A 19,783-nucleotide genomic window follows, 5' to 3' on the forward strand; every position below is an offset into this window, starting at 1 on the left:
CCCTGACCACCGCAATCGCCCGCCCCGCTGCGCGAGATGAAAACTCCGCGCGCCGGGCGATTGCTCAACCTGCGCCAAATGGCGTAAACACCAACCGGGCTCCGGTCGCGGCTGGATGAAAGTTCAGTGGCAGGTCAATTCGACCGCCATGAGCACAAGAGACACCGCGAAGAAGGACTATCTTAACAACCGTCGTTCTAACGTCTCCGGTATCCAGAAGCAGGAGTTCATCGCGTGTTTGGTATCATCGGCATCATCACGATTTTCGCTATGGTCTTTGGGGGCTACCTTGCCGCCGGTGGTAAGATGGCGATCATTTTGAAAACTCTCCCGTTCGAAATGATGATGATCGGGGGGGCAGCGGTTGGTGCATTTCTGATCAGCAATGACGGCGCAGCGGTCAAGCATACACTCAAGGACATCTCGAAGGTCTTTAAAGGCCGGAAATGGAAGCCCGAGGATTACCGTGATCTTCTGTGCCTGCTTTATGAGTTGATCCGCTTGGCGAGGAGCAATCCTGTCGCCATCGAAGAACATGTGGAAGACCCGCAATCTTCTACGATCTTCGGAAAATATGAAAAGATACTTGCTGACAAGGAAGCGGTGAACCTTATCTGTGATACGTTGCGTTCGGCGTCGATGAATTACGACGACCCGCATCAGGTGGAAGAGGTGCTGGACAAACGCATGGAAGCTTCGCAACACCACGCGTTGCACTCCAGCCATGCTTTGCAAACCGTGGCTGATGGTCTTCCAGCATTGGGTATTGTCGCTGCGGTTCTCGGCGTGATCAAGACCATGGGTTCGATTGACCAGCCGCCGGAGGTGCTCGGACGATTGATCGGTGGGGCTTTGGTCGGGACATTTCTTGGCGTGTTTCTTGCTTATGGTCTTGTCGCGCCTTTCGCGTCGAAAGTAAAAGCTGTGGTCGAAGAAGACAGCCACTTCTATCATCTCATCCGCGAAGTCCTGATTGCCAACCTCCACAATCACTCGACAATCAATTGCATCGAGGTCGGACGCCAGAATGCGCCTGATCATATCCGGCCCAGCTACAATGAACTGGAAGAAGCCCTGCGCGGCCTGAAGGACGCTGCATGAAGTATCTGTTTGTGATATTCTGGCTTTGTGTTCTTGCCGCACCTTCCAGCGCAGAGACCATAACCATCAAATCGGGTGAGCACGGAACGTTTACCCGGCTTGTCCTATATTTGCCTGACAAATCCGGGTGGCAACTGGAACAAGACAAACGCAAAGTTTCAATCGTGTTTCCCGGAAAAAGATACGAGGCAGTTCTTGATCAGGTTTTTCTCAAGATTACGCGCGAGAGGATCGGCGAGGTCAATGTGCTGCCGGCTAAGGGACGCATAGAATTGCTGCTGAACTGCGATTGCGTGGCAACAGCTTTCGAGTACAGGCCTCGGATTATGGTTGTGGATGTTGCTCCCGAAGGTCCGTCAAGTACTGAAGTAAAACCCGTCAATCGTGGATTTCTCAATGATTTCTGGATAGATACTATTTTGAAACACGAGGTTGCCAGCGAAGCAACACCTGTAGAAACGTCGTCGGAACGTGACGTTGTCGAGGTTGGCGATAGCGCATTTTCTGGAATCGTTGATGCGATAATGCAGAAAGCGTCGCAAGGATATCTTACGGCGAGCGCCGGGACATACTCGGAAAACACCAGGTCAGCGCAGATTGTCCCGCACCTCTCGACAGGGCCGCATGGCTCTGAAGCTGACGGGGCATCTTTTTCCGTGGCGCCACACATCATCAAAACCAATAATGAAGAGCGTTTTGATTGCGGTGCTCAGCTCCGCCCCATGCTGGAGTCCAATGGGTTTGGCACTGAAATAGCATCTCTTCAGTCGAAGCTCATAGGCGACGATGGCGAGGTGTCGCACGATGTAGCAGAACAAATGGCCCGTTCTTACATCTACTTCGGGTTGCCTCAGGAAGCGCGACAAATACTCAAACTCGCGGATGCGACGGTTCGTGAAAAATATACGCCCACGCTTAGATTTCTGGACGTTGATAGTTGGGCAGGTGGGCTTCCGCCGAAAACCACCGTCGGTTGTGAAGCGTTGGCCGAGTTGGCGTTCGTGGTCATTTCTGGGGGTCAGCCTGAAGCCCTAGTTTCGCCTGAAGGGTTTCTCAAGCAATTCAAGTCACTTTCGCCACATCTTCGGGAATTGATTGGGCCGCGACTGTCGGCAGCACTGCGCGTAAATGCCAGAAATAATATTGCCGAAAAGCTAGATGAGTTTTTGTCAAAAGCACAGCCGAAGCCTGAATCTTTGGCCGAAGTGTTAAAGACTAATAATTACGAAACGGTAAGCTTGGAGATCGAAGCAGCAGCAGCCGACTCAACTAGATTTCAGGATTATGGACCCGAGGCATCAATCCCTCAGGAAGTTCAGGAAGATGGTGGATATGAGGAAGCGATCGACCCATCGCTTATGGAAACGTTCCTAAAAGAATATGATGGCTCACTTCCGGATGAAACATTGGCCAAACTCCTTGTATCATTACGGACCGATGAGGGTAAATTCAAATCAGCAGTCGCGGAAATACGCAATTCTGAAATCTTGTCAGTCTCAGATAAAGAGGCACTTCTCTCTCGAGTCGTCAGTAATGCGACAACAACTGGTAGCACTCGTAATTTCCTGGAGATGGCGTTTTTTCTGCATGAGCAGGAGATAGCTCGTCTGTCCGAAAGCCGCAGGTCAGAGATTAGAGCGCGCCTGCTGGAGCTAGGTTTCGACGAAAAAGCGGAAGCTCTTGTTCCACAAGCCAGTTTGCCGGCAGATCAAACTGGCTTTCTTGAACGTGATGTCCTTTAGGCTTCTGGCTCTGTAAGATCGGTTGGCTGGCCGCTACGTCGGTATTGGGACGTGGTAGGAGACCCTAAACCTATCCACTCTTGGTTGGAAGGTGCAGAATTTCGCGCGCTTGTTGCCATGTTGCGACTGGCCGTTCGTATTTTTCGCAAAGCGTGGCGGCCCGTTCGACCAACGCGGCGTTTGATGGCGCAAGTGTATCCCGGTCCAGACGCATATTGTCTTCCAGACCCGTTCGCGTGTGGCCGCCAGCGGCGATTGCCCATTCGTTGACGCGTATCTGGTTTGGGCCAATTCCCGCAGCACACCAGTTTGCATCCGGACAGCGCGATTTCATTGTTTGAACATAAAAATCAAACACCCCTTTGTCGGCAGGCATAGCATTTTTCACCCCCATAACGAATTGGACATAGAGTTTTCCGAAAAGCAGCCCTTCATCGTGCATACGGATGGCGTGCAGAATGTGGCTAAGATCAAATGCCTCAATTTCCGGGGTAACCTGATACTGAATCATTTCAGAGGCCAGCCATGCGACGAGATCCGGTGCGTTTTCGTAGACCCGTGTGGGGAAGTTGTTAGATCCCACAGATAGCGACGCCATGTCGGGCGACAGTGACAGCATGCCGCCGCGCTCGCGGCCCGTGCCGGACCTGCCGCCGGTGGATAGCTGCACGATCATTCCCGGGCAGTGTTCGCGCAAGCCTTCAAGAAGCCGCGCAAAGCGTTCGGGATCAGAGGACGGTGTCTGGTCATCATTGCGTACATGGCAATGGGCGATAGATGCGCCTGCCTCGAAGGCGGCATGGGTGCTTTCCACCTGCTCTGTGATCGTGATCGGAACGGCAGGATTGTTTTTCTTGGTCGGTACTGATCCGGTGATCGCGACACAGATGATGCAGGGGTTGGTCATGTTTTGGTCCAGTATTTGTTTATGGGCCGCCAAGAAGGGGCGCACCCGGATGTGTCAAATATCGAAGAAGACGGTTTCGTTCTGGCCCTGGATCTGCACGTCGAAACGATAGACGGCCTTGCCGTCCGGTTCGCTGCGCTGTGCGATCAGCGTTTGCCGCCTGCGTTCCCATTCGATGATATTCATCACCGGGTCGGCCGCATTCGCCGTTTCCTCGTCCGAAAAGTAGATCCGTGTGTTCAGTCCGACATTGATGCCGCGCGCGACCACCCAAAGGTTTATATGCGGGGCCATCATTTGCTCGTTTCGTCCCATGACAGCACCGGGCTTTATGGTGTCAAACCCCCATTCGCCAGTATTGAAATCAGTGATGACACGCCCCCAGCCGCGAAAGCCATCCTCGACCGCACCAAGATGTTCGGGATGGGCATAGATGCCATCCGCATTCGCCTGCCATGTCTCCAGAAGTACATCCTTGATCGGACTTCCGGTGCCGTCAATGACCAACCCCTCGACTCGAATACGTTCGCCCTTGGCGTTCGGCCCGGCAATGTCGTGGCCAAGTTCTTCGCTGTAGATGTCAAAGCCTGCGGATCCAGGCGCAAGGCCGATATGGACATAGGGTCCAGCGGTTTGTGACGGCGTTTCGCGAAGATAATTCAATTGTTGGGGCATGGGTCAGTTCCCCTCCAGTCGGTTTTCAAACAGGGTGGACCGTCGTCCGCGCAAGACAATGTCGAATTTGTAGGCGATGCTGTCCAGCGGAATGGTGCCGTTCAGGTCCAATTTGGCGATCAGGGCATCGACTGCGTCGGCGTCGGGGATCGACTTGACCATAGGACAGGTCTGGATAAGGGGGTCGCCCTCAAAGTAGATCTGGCTGATCAGGCGCTGGGCAAACCCGGTGCCAAACACAGACACATGGATATGCGCAGGCCGCCAGCTGTTGACAAAATTGCGCCACGGATAGGCACCGGGTTTGATGGTGCGAAAGTAGTAATACCCGTCCTCGTCCGTCATGGTCCGGCCGCAGCCGCCGAAATTTGGGTCGATAGGTGCAAGATAGGTGTCTTTCTTGTGCCGGTAGCGCCCGCCCGCATTGGCTTGCCAGATCTCGACCAGCGTATTGGGAATCGGGCGGGCGTTTTCATCCAGAACACGCCCGTGCAGGATGATCCGCTCGCCTATCGGCATCTCGTCGGGCTGTGCGTAGTTCAGGATCAGATCATTGTCGATCGGGTCGATGTCGTTATGCCCGAACACAGGCCCGGTGATTTCTGAGGCCGAGTTTTGCAGGCTGATCAACGGATATTGCGGTGAGCGGGCCACGCTGGTCTTGTAGATGGGGGAATAGGCCGGCGGGTGACGCCCAAGGTCGCGTTGGTAGAACTCTGCGGGTTTCTTCATCTGTCGTTTTCCTTCTGCAATCAGGCTGTTCGGTGCGGCCTGAAGCTTAGTCCCGTTCCATCTCTGCGTAGGTTTGCTTGGCAAGTTTCAGAGCGTGGTTGGCGCGCGGGACGCCAGCATAGATTGCCACATGCTGAAATGCTTCCAAAACGTCGGTCTTACTGGCACCCGTGCGAGTCGTCGCGCGGATATGCATGGGGATCTCCTCGAAATTGCCCAATGCTGCCAACAAAGCCAAGGTCAGCATAGATCGTTCCCGGTCTCCGATCCCGTCGCTGGCCCAGACGGTGCCCCAGGCACCTTCGGTGATAAGCGTCTGGAAGGCTTCGTCAAACGGGGTCTTTGCCGCCTCGGCACGATTAACATGCGCCTCGCCCAGAACGGATTTTCGGACCGTCATGCCCTTTTCGTAGCGATCAACCATGTTCATCCTCTTTCAGTAAGGCAAGCCTACATAATTCTGTGCCATCACGCTTTGTGCTTCGCGGTTGGATCGCAGAAACTCCAGATCGGCGCGCTGTATCTTGAGGTCAAATGCGGTCTGGTCGGGGAACCGGTGCAGCAGCGTGGTCATCCACCAACTGAACCGTTCGGCCTTCCAGACCCGCGCAAGCGCCCGTTCGGAATAACGGTCAATCCCTTCCGGGTCGCTCTCTTCGTAAAACTGCATCAGCCCTTGATAGAGATAATGCACATCGGATGCGGCGGTGTTGAGTCCTTTGGCACCGGTGGGCGGCACGATATGTGCAGCGTCCCCACACAGGAACAGCCGCCCCCAGCGCATCGGCTCGGTCACGAAGGACCGCAAGGGAGCGATGGATTTTTCAATCGACGGTCCGGTGACCAGCGTGTCGGCATATTTCGCGGGGATGCGGCTGCGCAATTCGTCCCAGAACCGCTGATCTGTCCAGTCGTCGGGCGAATCTTCCAATTGGCATTGAACGTAATACCGGCTGAGATTGGCATTTCGCATCGAACACAGCGCAAAGCCACGCGCCGAATTGGCGTAGATTAATTCGTCATTGACCGGGGGCGTCTCCGACAGGATGCCCAGCCATCCAAAAGGATAGACCTTTTCATAGTCGCGCCGCACGTCATGCGGAATGGTTCGGCGGCTGACCCCATGAAACCCGTCGCAGCCCGCCACGAAATCGCAATCAATGCGTTCGGATTTGCCGCCCGCTTCGTAGGTGACAAAGGGTTTTTCGGTGTCGGCGTCGTTGATGACCACGTTCTCGACATTGTAGACGATCTTGCCGCCTGCCGCTTCGCGCGCATCGTACAGATCCCGTGTGACCTCGGTCTGGCCATAGATCATCACATGCGTGCCAGTATGTTCGGTGAAGTTGACCTCGAACTCTTCGTCGTCGAAGGACAGCAAGGTGCCTTCGTGGATGATCCCTTCCTTGTCCATCCGGTCGGCAATGCCTGCGTCGCGCATCAAGCCGACCATGCCTGTTTCAAGGACGCCCGCGCGGATGCGGCCCAGGACGTATTCGCAGGACTTGCGTTCCAGCACGACCGTGTCGATGCCCCGGCGCAGCAGCAGTTGTGAAAGCAGAAGGCCCGAGGGACCGCCCCCAATGATGGCAACTTGCGTGCGCATGTTTCGCCCTCCCAGGCATGTCTTGCATGCTGACATATTAATGATTGATTGAAGTATGTAAAATGATGTTCTGTGTGCTTTGATTGCCAAAAATGGAAACCAAATGCTCGACCGTCGCATCAAGATCCGCCATCTTCAGTGTTTTGTTGAAATTTGTCGCGAACGCAGCATGAAGAGCGCGGCAGAAAAGTTGAACCTGACACAACCCGCGATTTCCAAGACCCTCAAAGAGCTGGAAGAGATCTTGAACGTTCCACTTCTGACGCGCAGCCGCGCTGGCGTTTCGTTGACCCGGCATGGGGACGTGTTTCTGCATTTTGCAGAGATGTCCCTTGCGTCGTTGCAGCAGGCGGTGGCGGGGGTCGAGGACTTGGCCGGGCAGGGCCGGGCGCGACTGGCAGTGGGCGCCTTACCGTCTGTCGCGGCAGGGCTTATGCCGGCAGTGGCGGCTCATTTCACGGAACTGTCTTCCGGCACAACGCTACAGATCATGGACGGTCCGCACGGCTATTTGATCGACCGCTTGCGGCGTGGTGATCTGGACATTGTCATCGGCCGGCTCGGTCCGTCAGACTCGATGCAGAACATCTCTTTCACGCAGCTGTATAACGAAGAGGTCCGCTTCATCGTGCGCGCCGGTCATCCGCTTCTTGCGGCACCAGAACTGCCACGGATTCCCGAATATCAGGTGATCTATCCCTCACAGGGATCGGCCATTCGTCCGCTGGTGGAACGATTTCTGATCAGTCATGGGATCGGGCGGATCGACAAGCGACTGGAGACTGTCTCTGGTGCCTTCGGGCGCGTTTTTACCCGACGGTCGGATGCCATCTGGATCATCTCGGCCGGGGTGGTCGCGAACGAGATCGCCGACGGTCATCTTGTGGCATTACCTTGGGACACGTCGATGATGCGCGGGCCTGTCGGCCTGATGCGACGTCCCGAGACCGCGCAATCGCCACAAGATCAGGTGTTCCAGATCGCTTTACGCAACGCGATGAAAGATTTGGGTCTGAACGGGTGAATGCAAGACCTTCACCAGCGCGTGCCATTTAATTGACGAACAAAATTAATTCTTGCGGAATAGTTTCTACCCTGTCACGATACTGATCCGGTGCCTGAATTCAAGATATTCAGGTCAACGGTGAGACAGAATTCCTATCCGATCCTCAGGGGGCATCGCCCGGATGGCCAAGGAACAAAGAGAACGCAGCAGACGAACGATTTTGGATGCGATCCGCCGTGCGGGCCGCGTTGCCCGTATTGATCTGGCGCGGAGCACCGGCATCAGTCAGGCCACCGTGACGACGATCACGGCAGAGCTTCTTCATCAGGGGATGATCTGCGAAGTGGCAAGCGCCGACGATCAGCGCGATGCGCGACGTGGCCGTCCACGTGTTGATCTGGCCTTGCGTGGTGCCGCGCATCTGGTGGCAGGGGTGAAGGTCGCCAATCGGGCACTGTCCATTGTGTTGATGGATTTTGCAGGAAAGATCGTGGGGGAATACACCGAACGTCTTCCGGCCAGCAGGTTGGCCGCAACCGGGTTGGCACGAACCCTGAAGCAAGCGTTAGAGCGGACGCTGGATGCATCAGGTCTGTCGTTCGCTGACCTCTCGGCTGTCGGGTTGGGTATGGCCGGTGTGGTTGATGCGTCGCGCGGGTTTGTGTACTGGTCGCCGTCTCTTACCGAACGCAATCAGCCGATCAGCGCGATTGTGTCGGCAGAGCTTGGCTTGCCGGTTTTTACCGATAACGATGCCAATCTGGTTGCCGTGGCCGAGATGTATTTCGGACCGGGTGCGGCCTACCGCGATTTCATCGTTGTCACGATCGAAGCGGGCGTGGGCATGGGCATTGTTCTGGACAGGAAACTCTATCGCGGGACGCGGGGCTGCGGGGCAGAGTTTGGCCACACCAAGGTGCAACTGGACGGCGCGCAATGTCGCTGTGGACAACGGGGCTGCCTGGAGGCTTATGTGGCGGATTACGCATTGCTTCGAGAGGCGGAGTCTGCGGGGCTTGTTTTTTCTCAAACGGATGCGAATGACACGATCGGCCCACTTCTGGATGCCGCGCGTGACGGCAACGCCACGGCGCGTCGTATTGTCGATCATGCCGGACGGATATTTGCCATGGGGTTGGCAAATCTCATCAACATCTTTGACCCGCAGCTAATCATTCTGGCGGGCGAACGCATGCAGTTCGACCATCTTTTTGCAGAGGACGTGCTGGCAGATGCCCGCCGGTCTATCGTGCAGATTGATCAGCCGCCGCCAGAGATCCTGTCGCATAAATGGGGTGATTTGATGTGGGCGCGGGGGGCTGCGACCTATGCCATCGACAAGGTCGCAGACATGTCGCTCCGCGAGATTGCAGCGCAAAACGCGGCTTAAGTTGCTGCCCTTTGCGGCGCGATCTCTATCTCTGTGCGCTGATGGTAGGGAGTGTCCGGGCTGCACAGGATGGATGGAAACTCCGGCACATTGGGCGCATTTGGAAAGCCCTGTGCTTCGAGGCAAAGCCCACTGTAGCGCAAGTGTTCCTGACCGGGCAGCGGCGTGCCATGTGATGCCAGGGTGACGCTGTTATAGACCTGCATGCAGGGCTGGTTCGTCCACATCCTCAGCCGCAGCCCGTTGGGCGCCGTGACTTCCGCCGCCGGACCGTTGCCGCCGTCCAGAACAATATTGCCATCCAGGTCGGCCATGCCAACGGGGCGCGCATCGCGGAAATCATAGACAGTGCCCACGACAGCCGCTGTATGGCCCAAAGCCACCAGATCCGGCCCGTTGGGCGTGTGGTTTGAGCCGTTGATCCTCAGAAGATGGTCTTTGACAGGGCCAGCGCCCATCAGGTTGTAATAGCTGTGATGCGCCAGATTGATCGGTGTTTCCCGGTCGGGGCGCGCCTGCATGTCATAGGTCAGGCGGTGTCCGTCAAGCGAGATCGTGATCTCGAAATCCACCGCACCGGGATAGCCTTGATCAAGATGCGGCGAGTGCAATGTCAGCCGAACGGCGCGCGTGCCATCTGCCTCTGTCGTCCAGTTACAACGGCTCAGCCCGCCCGGCCCACCGTGCAACTGGTATGCCGGATCGGCGGAGGTGAGCGACCATTCTTCACCGTTCAAGACGAAGTTGGCACCGGATATGCGGTTGACGACCCGCCCGGCGACAAAGCCCATGCAATTGGCACCGGCCCGGTAGTCAGCCGGATCGGCATAGCCCAACACCACGGGCACTTCACCGCCGTCATGGCTGACCCGCCAATCCTGCACGGCACAGCCAATCGACAATACAGACACCTGAGCATTGTCGCTTTCCAGAACGTGGCGGCGAATTTGGGCTGCGGGAATGTCCAGTCCTTTTGCCATCAGACGAACCTGTTGACGAGGTTTTCAAGGATCTCTTGCCGACCAGAGCGTGGCTGCGGGTTGATGTCTTCGGCCAGCACCCTGTCATAGATCGTGCCCAGATCGCTGTTAAGCATCTCCTTCGCGCCTTCGGTCTGCCACCCGGCATACCGTGTGGTTAGGGCGTCTTCCAGCCCGCCATCCTCTAGCATCGCTGCGGCGGCTTTCAGGCCGCGGGCACAGATGTCCATGCCGCCGATATGCCCGGCTATCAGGTCCTCGGCATCCAGCGACTGACGCCGCAGTTTGGCGTCAAAATTTGTGCCACCAGTGGTGAAGCCCCCGGAGTTGAGGATGTGGTAATAGGCGAGCGCCACCTCCGGCACGTTGTTGGGAAACTGATCCGTATCCCACCCCGACTGATAGTCGTTGCGGTTCATGTCGATTGACCCCAGCATCCCCTCGGATGTCGCAACCGCAATCTCGTGTTCAAAGCTGTGTCCGGCAAGGATCGCGTGTCCTTGTTCAAGGTTCAGCTTCACCTCATTCTCCAGCCCGTATTTGCGCAGGAATCCAATGCAGGTCGCCGCGTCATAGTCATACTGATGCTTCGACGGTTCCTGCGGTTTGGGTTCCAGCAAGATTGCGCCCTTGAAGCCGATCTTGTGCTTGTAATCCACAACCATGCTGAGAAACCGGCCCATATGGTCCATCTCTTGGCCCAGATCGGTGTTGAGCAACGTCTCGTACCCTTCGCGCCCGCCCCAGAGGACGTAATTCTGCCCGCCCAGCTTTTGGGTGGCATCCATGCAGCTTTTGACCGTGGCGGCGGCGAAGGCAAAAACGTCCGGGTCCGGGTTGGTCGAGGCCCCCGACATCCAGCGCCGGTGGCTGAACATATTGGCCGTGCCCCAAAGCAGCTTTGTGCCCGTCTCTTCCATCTTCTGGCCGAAATAGTCGGTGATCTCTTCCAGACCCTTCAGATTCTCGGCAAAGCTGTTGCCCTCTGGTCGGACATCAGCGTCGTGAAAGCAGAAATACGGCTGACCCAGAATGCGAAACATCTCGAACGCGGCGTCGGCCTTTGCCTTCGCATTGGCCATTGAATCCTGTGGATGCCAAGGACGGATGAACGTCTGCCCGCCGAAAGGGTCGCCACCTTCCCATGCGAAGCTGTGCCAATAGGCGACGGCAAAGCGCAGGTGGTCTTCCATCCGTTTGCCCATCACCAATTCGTCAGGGTTGTAGTGATGAAAGGCCATCGGATTGGTGCTGTCTGGCCCCTCGTAGGCAACGGGGGCAATGGCGTCGAAAAAGCCGGCGGTCATGGCAGATCCTTCAGGGCTGGATAGGTGGCGCGAAAGGCTTGATAGGCCTCCTCATAGGCGGCTTTCAGATCGCTTCGGGGGGCAATGGTGCGGGCCACGTCGGGTGCCGACATCACATCCTGGGCGCGTACGCCGGTGGCCGCGCATTGCGCCAGCCGTGCAGCACCCATTGCCGCGCCGAATTCGCCTTTCGCGGGCAGGTCGATGGGCAGGTCCAGCAGTGTCGCGCAAAGCTCTACCCAATAGGGGGACTGCGCGCCGCCGCCGATGGCCAGCACCCGTTCAAGCCTGGTGCCGGTCGTCTTCAGCGCCTCAAGATTGTCCCGCAGGGCAAAGGCGACGCCTTCCATCACGGCCTGCGTCAGTTCCTTGGGGCCGTGCGAGATGTCGAGGTTCAACAACGCCCCCCGGATGGTGCTGTCATTATGCGGTGTGCGCTCGCCCGACAGGTACGGCAGAAATCGCGTCTTGCCGGGGCCTTCGATCCGGTCCCCAAGCGCCTTTGACAGTGTCGCTGCGTCCTGTCCCAGATTGCGCGCCAACCAGTTCAGACTGTCGGTCGCCGCAAGGATCACGCCCATCTGATACCAGGTATCCGGGATCGCGTGGCAGAAGGTATGAACGGCCGTTTCCGGCATCGGGGCAAAGCTGTCCTTCGCGGCCAGTAAAACGCCGGACGTCCCCAGCGAGACAAACCCGTCGCCTTCAGACAGCGCACCGACACCGCAAGCGGCCACCGCGTTGTCGCCGCCGCCGCCCGCCACCGCAACGGGGTGCGAGATCCCCCATTCCCGCGCAAGCGAACCGCGCAAAGCACCGGCCATTTCAGAACCTTCAACCAGTCGGGGCATCTGGTCCATCCGCATGTCTGAGGCGTCCAGAAGGTCCTGCGACCATGCGCGCTTTCCCACGTCCAGCCAGGCAGTGCCGGCCGCATCGGACATTTCGGAAACATGCTCTCCGGTCAGCCAGAAGGTCAGGTAATCCTTGGGAAGCAGAACCTTGGCGATGCGCGCGAAAATCTCCGGTTCATTGCGCGCGACCCAAAGCAATTTCGGCGCGGTGAAGCCGGGAAAGACGATATTGCCGGACAGCGCCCGGAGGTTGGCCTGTGCATCCAGTTCGGCGGCCTCGGCAAAGCTGCGGGTGTCGTTCCACAGGATGCAGGGTCTTAGCATGGTATCATCGGCACCAAGCAGGGTTGCGCCGTGCATCTGGCCTGCCACCGCGATGCCCTTGAGCCCCGCCCATTCATCGGGATGTGCCGCGCGCAGGTCGGCCACAACGCCGTTGCAGGCCGTCACCCAGTCGGCGGGGTTCTGTTCGGACCAGCCACGTTGGGGATGAGAGATCGGGTAGGTCGCCTCGGCGGAGCCTGCAACGCTGCCATCCGCGTGGACCAGCAACGCCCGAATTCCGGACGTGCCCAAATCAAGACCTAGATACATCATGCCCCTCCCGGCGTCTGACCGGGATAGTCGGTCAGTTTAATTCAGGTGTCAAATTAAAACTTCATTCGCTCAAGACGTGCCTTTATCAGGCAGTCTCCTGGCCAACATTATGCCATGACGGCCCGTCGCGTCCATGACGGCCGCCAAAGCGTTTGTGTCATCCGGCAACGAAAGATAGTACGGAAAGGGGGAATGCGACGATTGTCTTCAGACCATGAATTTCCGGCCTGCGCTTCAGACGCTATTCTCACCACCCAGATGGGTTTCACCGCGCGCCCGCGCCAGTTCAATCTGTTTTTGCCGCTCACGGAAGCGGGCCTTGTCGTCGGCTGAGGTTTCGTCCGCACAATGGTGGCAGGAGACGCCGTGTTCGTATTCCGGGCGCGTGCGATCTTCGGGCAGTATCGGGCGACGACAGGCATGGCACAGTTCATGCGGGCCTTCACGCAGGCCGTGCCCGACCGAAACCCGTCCGTCGAACACAAAGCACTCGCCCTGCCAGGTGCTGTCCGCCTCCGGCACCTCTTCGAGATATTTCAGGATGCCGCCCTTGAGGTGAAACACCTCTGGTACGCCTTCTCCCAACAGATAATTGGTGGACTTCTCGCAGCGGATGCCGCCGGTGCAGAACATGGCGATGCGCTTGTTGTGAAACCGCTCTTTGTTCTTTTCCCACCACGCAGGGAAGTCCCGAAAACTGGCCGTTTCCGGATCGACCGCGCCTTCGAACGTGCCGATCGCAACCTCATAGTCGTTGCGGGTGTCGATCACGGCCACGTCCGGGCTTTGGATCAATTCGTTCCAATCCTCCGGGCGCACATAATGGCCAACGCGCGCTTTCGGATCGACATTGGGCTGGCCCATTGTCACGATCTCGCGCTTCAGGCGCACTTTCATTCGCGCAAATGGCTGCTTGGTCGCGGACGAGAGTTTCCATTCCAGATCGGCACAGCCGGGCAGGGCGCGCAGATGCGTCAATACCGCGTCGATACCCTGTGCAGGCCCGGCGATTGTGCCGTTGATACCCTCATGCGCCAACAGCAAGGTGCCGGTGATACGCTCTGCACGGCACAGGTCCAGCAACGGACCCAGAATGCCAGCGGGATCCGCAAAACGGGTGAAGTGATAAAGGGCGGCGACAGTGAACATGGCGGCGATTTACGCCTGCGCCGCGCCGCTATCAAGAGGTACAAATGGCGCAGCCCGTTGACCGCCCGCCGCGCGCGTCCTACCCATGGGGCGATCCCAAGCAGAGGCTAACGACATGCACGCGCTTATAGTCATTGATGTCCAGAACGATTTTTGTCCCGGCGGTGCCTTGGCCGTCGATGGCGGCGACCAAATTGTCGCGCCGATCAATGCAATGATGGATGACTTTGACGCCATTGTGTTGACACAGGATTGGCACCCGGCCGACCATTCATCCTTTGCCAGTCAGCATTCGGGGAAAAAGCCGCTGGACCTGATCCAGATGCCATATGGTCCACAAGTGCTGTGGCCCGATCACTGCATACAGGGCACAGATGGCGCTGCATTTCATGCCGATTTGAATGTCGACCGGGCCGACCTGATCATTCGCAAAGGGTTTCGCCGCGAGATTGACAGCTATTCGGCCCTGTTCGAAAATGATCATGAGACTTCAACCGGGCTTGAGGGCTATCTGCGCACGCGCGGGATAGAGCAGTTGACACTTGTCGGGCTTGCTCTGGATTTCTGCGTGAACTTCTCGGCGGTCGATGCGGCGGGGCGGCGGTTTGATGTCGTCGTGGCCAAGTCGGCCTGTCGCGGCATTGATCTGGATGGCTCTCTGGATGCGGCGCTTGCGGGCATGACCGCCGCTGGCGTGACCTTACGGTAACATCGTTCTTGCCGTTTTCTTAACTTGCTGGGCGTTAGCTGTTTCTGAGCGTCAGAAACAGGAGCGGATGCTGCAATGTCTCAACCCGTTCTGCACACGGAACGGCAACTCGCCGCCTTCGACGCGCGCAACAGTCCGACAGGGCTGCTCGCGCGTTATGCTCGCGGGCGCGTCAGCCATTTTGTCACCCGTCATTGGTTGACTCTGTCCGGTGCGGCAACGCTGGTCGTGCTTAGCGATTGGCGCATAGGACTGTTGGCAATCTTCCTTGCCCTGATGGGAGAGGCGGTGGACTGCCTGTATCTTCGCAAGCTGCCAGATCGGCTTGTTGATAAATCGGCCTACGAGCTTGCCTATCGACGATCAAGCGTGACCGCAGGGTTTCAGGCCGTAACGATCGCGTCCTGTGTCACCCTGGCGGACTTTGCGGCCCCTCCCGGTCAGGCCAGTCTGGTCGCATTGTCATATCTGACTGGTGCGGCAATCAATGCCGGGATGGTCTACCCGTTTCATCCCGGTGCCGCCAAAGTACGCCTGACCGTCTACGCCCTTACACTGCTTGGCCATTTCGCGATTGATATTGCACGGATGGGAGGGTGGGTGCCGCGTCATGGATATGACATTCTGGCGGCGATCATGCTGCTATACACCGTGCGCAGCTATATCGGCTTTATCGTGGCCGGGCACGACCGCGAAGCGTCGCACAGTCGCGCCTTGCTATTGGGTAAATTGGCCGAAGAGCGCGTTGGCCACGATCTGGCTTTCAAGGAACGCGAGGCAAGCCAATTGTCGCTGGTGGCACGGCATGCCAACGATTCGGTGATCTTGTCTGACGCTGACTCAAGGGTTCTCTGGGTGAATGAGGCTTTCACGCGGATCACCGGCTATACGCTTGAGGATGCAGTTGGCAAAACGCCGGCAGATGTGTTGAACGCACCCGACACCGATCCCGATACTTGCCAACGAATTGCGCAGGCACGAGCCGCCGGCTTGCCATGCCGTGAAGAGGTGCTGAACGCGACGAAAGACGGCCGGTTGATCTGGGTCGAGGCAAACATCGTGCCGGTTCTCAACGCCGAGGGCGGCGTGGAAACGATCGTTGCGATCGAACGCGATATAACTGCCGCGAAAGAGCAGGAACGATTACTGGCGGAAGCCAAACTTGCAGCCGAAGATGGTGCGCGCGCCAAGGCGAATTTTCTTGCAACCATGAGCCATGAGATCCGCACGCCAATGAATGGCATCATCGGCATGGCAGAGCTTTTGGCTGAAACGAGCATGTCAAAGGACCAGAAACTCTTCGCGGAGACGATCCGTTCGTCCGCCGCTTCACTGCTGAAGATCGTCAACGATGTGCTTGATTTTTCGCGGCTGGATGCCGACCGGATGAGCATTTGCGCTGAACAGTTTTCGCTCGCTACCTGCATCCGTGAGGCAACGGACCTGCTGCGTGTACAGGCGCGGGAAAAAGGGCTGTTCCTGGATATCTGCCACGACGTTCCCTTGCCCCAGACCGTGCTGGGAGACAGAGGCCGCGTACGGCAGATTCTGGTTAATCTGCTTGGCAATGCGCTGAAGTTCACCTCGAAAGGCGGTGTAACGATCCGGACATCATGGGAAACCGTCGAGAATCGAATATTGTTAACCGTGAATGTAACCGATACCGGCATAGGCGTGGACCCGGCGAATGCGGACCATATTTTCGGCCAGTTTGCACAGGCTGACGCGGCCACGACGCGACGCTTTGGCGGGACGGGCTTGGGTCTGTCGATCTCAAGATTGCTGGCGCGGCGCATGGGCGGCGATCTTGTGCTTTCGCCCCGGCCTCCGCCGGGTGCGCAGTTTGACCTGACGCTTCTGCTCGATCACGCTGACGATACTGCTGTGACCGCACCCTTGCAGGATATCACGACGATACATCCCGGGATGCGCCTGCTCGTTGCCGAGGACAACGGGACCAACAGGTTGTTGATTCAAAAATATCTCTTGCATCAACCTATCGACCTTCGCTTTGCTAATGATGGCGTGCAGGCGGTGAACCTGGTCCGAGAAACAATGCCGGACGTGATTCTGATGGATATGTCCATGCCGGAGATGGACGGGCTTGCCGCAACGCGGGAGATCCGGATGATCGGGGGCGTCCAGCCGCATATCATTGCACTGACTGCCAATGCATTCGAGTCTGACCGCGAGGCGTGTTTTGAGGCTGGCATGGATGACTTTCTTGCCAAACCTTTACGCAAGGCGCAATTGTTTCAGGCGCTGTCGCGGGCGTCGAAACCCTGAGAAACCAGTTGGACCCCGTGGTCGCCATCGCATATCAAAGCTGTAATTCCCGAATGAGGACAGCATCTTGGACATTGCCACACGCGTCTGGAACCACAAATGGAAGATCGACCCGATCATCCGATCCTTGATTGATACGGATTTTTACAAGCTATTGATGTGTCAGTCAGTTTTCCGCAACAAACCCGATACGCAGGTTGTGTTCAGCCTCATCAACCGCTCCACGCAGGTTCCGCTTGCGAAACTTATTGATGAAGGAGAGTTGCGCGAACAGCTGGATCATGTGCGCTCTTTGTCATTGGCACGCGGTGAAAGCACCTGGCTGCGCGGCAACACGTTTTACGGCAAACGGCAGATGTTCCGCCCCGATTTCATGGAATGGTTCGAGGGTATGCGGCTGCCGCCCTACCATCTGGAACGTGTGGACGACCAATACGAGTTGACGTTCGAGGGCAGCTGGCCTGAGGTCATGCTGTGGGAAATTCCGGCACTCGCCATCTTGATGGAATTGCGGGGTCGGGCGGTGCTGAACACGATGGGCCGGTTCGAGCTTCAGATCCTCTACGCCCGCGCGATGACCAAGCTGTGGGAAAAGGTCGAGCGATTGCGCTCTGTTCCAAGTGCACGCATTGCGGATTTCGGCACACGGCGCAGGCACAGCTTCTTGTGGCAGGACTGGTGTGTGCAGGCGATGACCGAAGGGCTGGGCGCAGGCTTTGTCGGGACGTCGAATTGCCTGATCGCCAAAAACCGGGATCTGGAGGCGATCGGCACCAACGCGCATGAATTGCCGATGGTCTATGCGGCCTTGGCAGAGAGTGACACAGCCTTGGCTAATGCGCCCTATGATGTGCTTGCGGATTGGCATGAGGAACATGACGGCAATTTGCGGATCATTCTGCCAGATACTTACGGGACCGAAGGGTTTTTGCGCAACGCGCCCGATTGGCTGGCCGGTTGGACCGGTATTCGCATCGATTCCGGCGATCCGGCCACCGGTGCCGAAAGCGCGATCCGCTGGTGGAAAGAGCGCGGCGAAGATCCAACGCAGAAATTGGTGATCTTCTCGGACGGGCTGAATGAAGAGAAAATCCTGGAACTGCATGCCCAGTTTGCGGGCCGGGTGCGCGTGTCTTTCGGTTGGGGGACGTTGCTGACCAATGATTTCCGTGGCTTGACCAAGGACGACCGGCTCGCGCCCTTCAGTCTGGTGTGCAAAGCAATCAGTGCCGAAGGCCGCCCGACCGTGAAGCTGTCAGACAATCCAAACAAGGCGATGGGACCGGCGGAAGAGATCGCCCGCTACAAGCGCGTGTTCGGCGTGGGCGATCAGCCCCGGATGGATGTCGTGGTCTGACGGGGCCGCCTAACCGTCATCGACCCGACCGCGCAGGGCCTTTACCTCACTTCGGGCTTTCTTGGCCTCGACGCGTTTGCGCTTTTGATTGAGGGAAACCTTGGTGGGTATGCGCCGCTTGGGTTTTTCCAGCGCCTTGCGGATCAGTTCCGCCAGCCGGTCGCGGGCAATCTCGCGGTTGCGTGTCTGTGACCGGGTTTCGTCCACCTGAAGGATCAGCGCGCCCTCTTTCGTCCAGCGACGCCCGGCCAGCCGCCTCAGCCGCCGCTTCACGGGATCGGGTAGGTTGGGCGAGCGTTCCGCCTCGAACCGCAATTCGACAGCGCTGGACACCTTGTTAACATTCTGCCCACCCGGTCCGGACGCGCGGATGAACTGCTCTGTCAGTTCCCAGTCTTCGATGGTGATCTGTTCATTGATGCGCAACATCGGATTTCTCTAGCAGTCAAATAGCAGAATGTCCCGACCGGCGGAACAATACAAAAAGGGCCGCCCAAGTGCGGACGGCCCTTCGAGAACTCGGGAGGCGGGGGTCGGTTCAGACTCTCGCCAATTCGGATTTTGGTTCTGCCAGGGGCTGCCCTAACAGGTCATCCTCCAAACTGTTCCGACACCTCTCTCCAACATCTCTCTCGACACTGGATCACCTCCTTTCAGCTGTTTCAAAACGCAGCTTCAGGGTGGCACGGAAAGCGTCTGACGCAAAATGTTTTTTTCGTGATGGGTTTACGCTGTGGCGCGTTTGCCTTCCAAGTAGACCGTGATCGCCCGGAACGGCACCAAAGCGATCAGCGCGAGGCACAGTTTCACAAGCCAGTCGGCGCAGGCAAGCGAGATCCAAAGCGGCACCATCGGACCCATTCCCAACAGGGGCAACGCTTCGGCGGCCCATGACACATCATTGGATGGCTCAAGGACGGTCAGCGCGCCGGAAAATGCAATGGTGAAGAAAAGCGCGGTATCAATCGACGATCCTACCAATGTCGAGGCCAATGGCGCGCGCCACCAGCGACCCTGTCGCAGACGGTCAAAGAGTGCGACGTCCAGAAGCTGCGCGGTCAGGAAGGCCGCTCCGGACCCGATCGCGATGCGGACAGTAACCAGCGGCCCGTATTCGCCCATGATCTGCGTGCCGATCAGTGAACAGATCACCCCCACGACGAAACCGGCGATCACGACCTTTCGGGCGGGGCCTGCGCCGTAAACGCGGTTCATCACATCGGTGACAAGAAAGGCCAGCGGGTAGGTGAATGCACCCCATGTCAGCCATTGGCCGAACAGGAATTGCACCAGAATATTGGAGGCCACGACAATGGCGGCCATGGCAAGAATGCCGGGAAGATGTCTGCGGGTCATGAATCTGGTCCGTTTTTGCAAGGTAGCGG

Annotated in this window: 18 protein-coding genes; 7 read left to right on the forward strand and 11 right to left on the reverse strand. The window is 57.6% G+C overall.

From position 1 onward, the window contains the following. The first annotated feature begins 234 nt into the window (after positions 1-234). Together motA and ACN0WV_RS03245 are read left to right on the forward strand one after the other, a co-directional pair. On the forward strand, positions 235-1,101 hold the full coding sequence (motA, locus tag ACN0WV_RS03240) for a flagellar motor stator protein MotA (RefSeq protein WP_084350785.1): 867 nt from the start codon (positions 235-237) through the stop codon (positions 1,099-1,101). Continuing rightward, positions 1,098-2,843, forward strand: a complete 1,746-nt coding sequence (locus ACN0WV_RS03245) for a hypothetical protein (protein ID WP_417603822.1) — start codon at positions 1,098-1,100, stop codon at positions 2,841-2,843. The genes motA and ACN0WV_RS03245 overlap by 4 nt, the downstream gene beginning before the upstream one ends. 70 nt (positions 2,844-2,913) lie before the next feature. On the opposite strand, the gene ACN0WV_RS03250 is transcribed toward ACN0WV_RS03245, so the two are convergent. Genes ACN0WV_RS03250 through pobA form a run of 5 tightly spaced genes read right to left on the reverse strand, consistent with a single transcriptional unit; the run spans position 2,914 to position 6,763 of the window. Beyond that, positions 2,914-3,750: a 3-oxoadipate:acetyl-CoA acetyltransferase gene (locus ACN0WV_RS03250; protein WP_417603823.1), complete on the reverse strand. Its 837-nt coding sequence runs from the start codon at positions 3,748-3,750 to the stop codon at positions 2,914-2,916. A gap of 54 nt (positions 3,751-3,804) precedes the next feature. Then, positions 3,805-4,425: a protocatechuate 3,4-dioxygenase subunit alpha gene (gene pcaG, locus ACN0WV_RS03255; protein WP_417603824.1), complete on the reverse strand. Its 621-nt coding sequence runs from the start codon at positions 4,423-4,425 to the stop codon at positions 3,805-3,807. A gap of 3 nt (positions 4,426-4,428) precedes the next feature. Further along, a complete protein-coding gene (pcaH, locus tag ACN0WV_RS03260) occupies positions 4,429-5,157 on the reverse strand; it encodes a protocatechuate 3,4-dioxygenase subunit beta (protein ID WP_417603825.1) in 729 nt (242 codons plus the stop codon). A gap of 46 nt (positions 5,158-5,203) precedes the next feature. After that, positions 5,204-5,581: a 4-carboxymuconolactone decarboxylase gene (pcaC, locus tag ACN0WV_RS03265; protein ID WP_417603827.1), complete on the reverse strand. Its 378-nt coding sequence runs from the start codon at positions 5,579-5,581 to the stop codon at positions 5,204-5,206. 12 nt (positions 5,582-5,593) lie between these two features. After that, positions 5,594-6,763, reverse strand: a complete 1,170-nt coding sequence (gene pobA, locus ACN0WV_RS03270; protein WP_417603828.1) for a 4-hydroxybenzoate 3-monooxygenase — start codon at positions 6,761-6,763, stop codon at positions 5,594-5,596. 103 nt (positions 6,764-6,866) lie between these two features. Here pobA and pcaQ point away from each other — a divergent pair, with 103 nt between their 5' ends. Further along, complete coding sequence (gene pcaQ / locus ACN0WV_RS03275; RefSeq protein WP_417603829.1) at positions 6,867-7,787, forward strand: pca operon transcription factor PcaQ; 921 nt, start codon at positions 6,867-6,869, stop codon at positions 7,785-7,787. A gap of 163 nt (positions 7,788-7,950) precedes the next feature. Next, positions 7,951-9,159 carry an ROK family transcriptional regulator gene (locus tag ACN0WV_RS03280; protein ID WP_417603830.1) on the forward strand — a complete coding sequence of 403 codons (1,209 nt, stop codon included), beginning with the start codon at positions 7,951-7,953 and terminating at the stop codon, positions 9,157-9,159. Here ACN0WV_RS03280 and ACN0WV_RS03285 read toward each other — a convergent pair. From ACN0WV_RS03285 to trhO, 4 genes are all read right to left on the reverse strand, one after another. Continuing rightward, positions 9,156-10,139 carry an aldose epimerase family protein gene (locus tag ACN0WV_RS03285; protein WP_417603831.1) on the reverse strand — a complete coding sequence of 328 codons (984 nt, stop codon included), beginning with the start codon at positions 10,137-10,139 and terminating at the stop codon, positions 9,156-9,158. The two genes, ACN0WV_RS03280 and ACN0WV_RS03285, sit on opposite strands and share 4 nt — an antisense overlap. Further along, positions 10,139-11,446 (reverse strand): xylose isomerase, encoded by a 1,308-nt coding sequence (gene xylA / locus ACN0WV_RS03290; RefSeq protein WP_417603832.1) that lies wholly within the window; start codon positions 11,444-11,446, stop codon positions 10,139-10,141. Before xylA ends, ACN0WV_RS03285 begins: the two co-directional genes overlap by 1 nt. After that, a complete protein-coding gene (xylB, locus tag ACN0WV_RS03295; RefSeq protein WP_417603833.1) occupies positions 11,443-12,894 on the reverse strand; it encodes a xylulokinase in 1,452 nt (483 codons plus the stop codon). The genes xylA and xylB overlap by 4 nt, the downstream gene beginning before the upstream one ends. 237 nt (positions 12,895-13,131) lie before the next feature. Next, a complete protein-coding gene (trhO, locus tag ACN0WV_RS03300; RefSeq protein ID WP_417603834.1) occupies positions 13,132-14,046 on the reverse strand; it encodes an oxygen-dependent tRNA uridine(34) hydroxylase TrhO in 915 nt (304 codons plus the stop codon). Positions 14,047-14,161: 115 nt separating this feature from the next. On the opposite strand from trhO, the gene pncA reads away from it, so the two are divergent. The 3 genes from pncA to pncB all read left to right on the forward strand — a co-directional run bounded on the left by pncA (position 14,162) and on the right by pncB (position 18,398). Beyond that, positions 14,162-14,755, forward strand: coding sequence for a bifunctional nicotinamidase/pyrazinamidase (gene pncA / locus ACN0WV_RS03305; RefSeq protein WP_417603835.1), 594 nt, complete (start codon positions 14,162-14,164; stop codon positions 14,753-14,755). A gap of 75 nt (positions 14,756-14,830) precedes the next feature. Continuing rightward, positions 14,831-17,041 carry a PAS domain-containing hybrid sensor histidine kinase/response regulator gene (locus tag ACN0WV_RS03310; protein WP_417603836.1) on the forward strand — a complete coding sequence of 737 codons (2,211 nt, stop codon included), beginning with the start codon at positions 14,831-14,833 and terminating at the stop codon, positions 17,039-17,041. Between the two features lie 67 nt (positions 17,042-17,108). Further along, a complete protein-coding gene (gene pncB / locus ACN0WV_RS03315; protein WP_417603837.1) occupies positions 17,109-18,398 on the forward strand; it encodes a nicotinate phosphoribosyltransferase in 1,290 nt (429 codons plus the stop codon). 9 nt (positions 18,399-18,407) lie between these two features. On the opposite strand, the gene arfB is transcribed toward pncB, so the two are convergent. Both arfB and ACN0WV_RS03325 read right to left on the reverse strand, forming a co-directional pair. Continuing rightward, on the reverse strand, positions 18,408-18,827 hold the full coding sequence (gene arfB, locus ACN0WV_RS03320) for an alternative ribosome rescue aminoacyl-tRNA hydrolase ArfB (RefSeq protein WP_417603838.1): 420 nt from the start codon (positions 18,825-18,827) through the stop codon (positions 18,408-18,410). Positions 18,828-19,124: 297 nt separating this feature from the next. Then, entirely contained in the window at positions 19,125-19,754 is a 630-nt protein-coding gene (locus tag ACN0WV_RS03325; RefSeq protein ID WP_084350749.1) for a queuosine precursor transporter, read from the reverse strand. Between the last annotated feature and the right edge of the window lie 29 nt (positions 19,755-19,783).

The sequence above is a fragment of the Primorskyibacter flagellatus genome, assembly GCF_048268605.1.
In the GTDB taxonomy this organism is placed as follows: Bacteria; Pseudomonadota; Alphaproteobacteria; order Rhodobacterales; family Rhodobacteraceae; genus Primorskyibacter; species Primorskyibacter flagellatus.

What these genes read in the sequence shown, in the direction of transcription:
- ACN0WV_RS03310 (WP_417603836.1), top strand. Translation starts at nt 14,831, where the DNA reads ATGTCTCAACCCGTTCTGCACACGGAACGGCAACTCGCCGCCTTCGAC.
- pcaH (WP_417603825.1), bottom strand. Translation starts at nt 5,157, where the DNA reads ATGAAGAAACCCGCAGAGTTCTACCAACGCGACCTTGGGCGTCACCCG.
- pobA (WP_417603828.1), bottom strand. Translation starts at nt 6,763, where the DNA reads ATGCGCACGCAAGTTGCCATCATTGGGGGCGGTCCCTCGGGCCTTCTG.
- ACN0WV_RS03325 (WP_084350749.1), bottom strand. Translation starts at nt 19,754, where the DNA reads ATGACCCGCAGACATCTTCCCGGCATTCTTGCCATGGCCGCCATTGTC.
- pcaQ (WP_417603829.1), top strand. Translation starts at nt 6,867, where the DNA reads ATGCTCGACCGTCGCATCAAGATCCGCCATCTTCAGTGTTTTGTTGAA.
- arfB (WP_417603838.1), bottom strand. Translation starts at nt 18,827, where the DNA reads ATGTTGCGCATCAATGAACAGATCACCATCGAAGACTGGGAACTGACA.
- ACN0WV_RS03285 (WP_417603831.1), bottom strand. Translation starts at nt 10,139, where the DNA reads ATGGCAAAAGGACTGGACATTCCCGCAGCCCAAATTCGCCGCCACGTT.
- trhO (WP_417603834.1), bottom strand. Translation starts at nt 14,046, where the DNA reads ATGTTCACTGTCGCCGCCCTTTATCACTTCACCCGTTTTGCGGATCCC.
- ACN0WV_RS03280 (WP_417603830.1), top strand. Translation starts at nt 7,951, where the DNA reads ATGGCCAAGGAACAAAGAGAACGCAGCAGACGAACGATTTTGGATGCG.
- ACN0WV_RS03245 (WP_417603822.1), top strand. Translation starts at nt 1,098, where the DNA reads ATGAAGTATCTGTTTGTGATATTCTGGCTTTGTGTTCTTGCCGCACCT.
- xylB (WP_417603833.1), bottom strand. Translation starts at nt 12,894, where the DNA reads ATGTATCTAGGTCTTGATTTGGGCACGTCCGGAATTCGGGCGTTGCTG.
- pcaG (WP_417603824.1), bottom strand. Translation starts at nt 4,425, where the DNA reads ATGCCCCAACAATTGAATTATCTTCGCGAAACGCCGTCACAAACCGCT.
- xylA (WP_417603832.1), bottom strand. Translation starts at nt 11,446, where the DNA reads ATGACCGCCGGCTTTTTCGACGCCATTGCCCCCGTTGCCTACGAGGGG.
- ACN0WV_RS03250 (WP_417603823.1), bottom strand. Translation starts at nt 3,750, where the DNA reads ATGACCAACCCCTGCATCATCTGTGTCGCGATCACCGGATCAGTACCG.
- pcaC (WP_417603827.1), bottom strand. Translation starts at nt 5,581, where the DNA reads ATGGTTGATCGCTACGAAAAGGGCATGACGGTCCGAAAATCCGTTCTG.
- pncA (WP_417603835.1), top strand. Translation starts at nt 14,162, where the DNA reads ATGCACGCGCTTATAGTCATTGATGTCCAGAACGATTTTTGTCCCGGC.